This window comes from Mesorhizobium sp. WSM4810, assembly GCF_055811235.1.
The window spans coordinates 1-1,405 of the sequence record NZ_JBVVQV010000075.1 but is presented as its reverse complement, the minus strand read 5'-3'; the positions used below and the strand labels follow the sequence as shown (position 1 = coordinate 1,405).

The 1,405-nt window shown below is 59.9% G+C and carries 1 protein-coding gene; it reads right to left on the bottom strand.

All coding sequences use genetic code 11. The features are described from left to right. The coding region (locus AC0L3O_RS35335; protein WP_473618138.1) for a YihY/virulence factor BrkB family protein at positions 1 to 1,043 on the bottom strand (1,043 nt) is incomplete at its 3' end. Positions 1,044 to 1,405 lie beyond the last annotated feature (362 nt).

The window sequence follows — 1,405 nt, the reverse complement described above, 5'->3', positions numbered from 1 at the left end:
TTGCGCTCGCCCGAACGCGACTGCTGGTTTGTGGCATCGGCCGATCCGCCCAGCGTGTCGGCGACCGTGGCACCTCGCGCACCCATCGGCTGCTGCGCACCTGTGGTGGTGTCCTTGGCTGTCTGGTGCTCCATCTCGGCATTCAGCTCCGCCCCCACAATCAGGACAATCACGGAGATCCAGGTCCACATCATCAAGCCGATGACTGCCCCCAGGGCTCCATACGTCGCGTTGTAGTCGGCGAAGTTCTCAAGATAATAGGAAAACCCTATCGAGACCGCGATCCACACTCCAGCCGCGAGGAAGGCGCCCCATGTCGCCCATTGCCACTTTGCCCTTTCGCGGCTGGGGCCGTAGCGGTAGATCAGCGTGATCCCGAGGCCGACCAGGATCAGCATCATCGGCCACCGAAAGATCCGCACAAGGGCTTCGGTCCAACCGCCGAGGTTCAGCAGCGCAAGCATGGCCGGCACGATCCCCACCGAGACGATAAAGCCGATACCGATGAGGATGGCGCCAAGTGTGAAGCCCAAGGCCAGAAGATTCAGATGGATAAAGCCGCGCTTTTCACTCTCCTCGTAGGCGATGTTCATGGCTTCGAATAGCGTCTTGATGCCGTTACTGGCGCTCCACAGTGCGACGGCAAGGCCGAACATGAAGCCGAAGCTGAGCGCGCCAGTCTTCTGAGCGGCCAAGGACGCAAGCTGAGATCTGATAATGTCCAGACCGTCCGAAGGCAGTACGCCGCCAAGGAACGCAATGTGCTCAGCGATGGTCTGAGGATCGGCGACAAAACCGTAGATGGACACGAACGCGGCAAGCGCGGGAAAGAGGGCAAGGAGCAGATAGAATGCGGCCCCGGCCGCGATCAGCATAACACGGTCCTCGTTTACTTCAGCAAAGACCCGCCACAGCACGTCTTTCCAGCCACGGCTGGGGATCTCTGACGGCCATTCGGCATTGCGTCCGCGGCCCTGCCGTCTGGCCCGCCGCTCAAGCTGCACTTGATCTTCGTAAGCGTCGTCGGTTGTTTTTTTCGACATGGCTGCCGGTCCGGAGCATCTTCTTCGCGGCCAAACGTATGAAAGCGCCAAAGGATGCAGGTGCAGACCTGCGCTCACAAATAAACATCCACCGACTGCAGAACACTGCGCCATCCACATGCGACGAGTTTATTTAATAGCAACACTGCCCTGCCCAGGACCTCAGTGGCTTGTTCGAGCGACCAATGAGAATAACCAGCTTTCTACCATCTCAGCCAATCGTGGTGGTCGGCTGATTGCGTTTTAACTTTGGCGCGGCCGGCCGGCGGGGATTCTGGGCGTGGGCGGTCGGGAGCTGGTGCCTCTTGGCGTCCAGCCGCTCCAGCATGCAACCGACGATAGCCTGAAAGCCGGGCTCCATG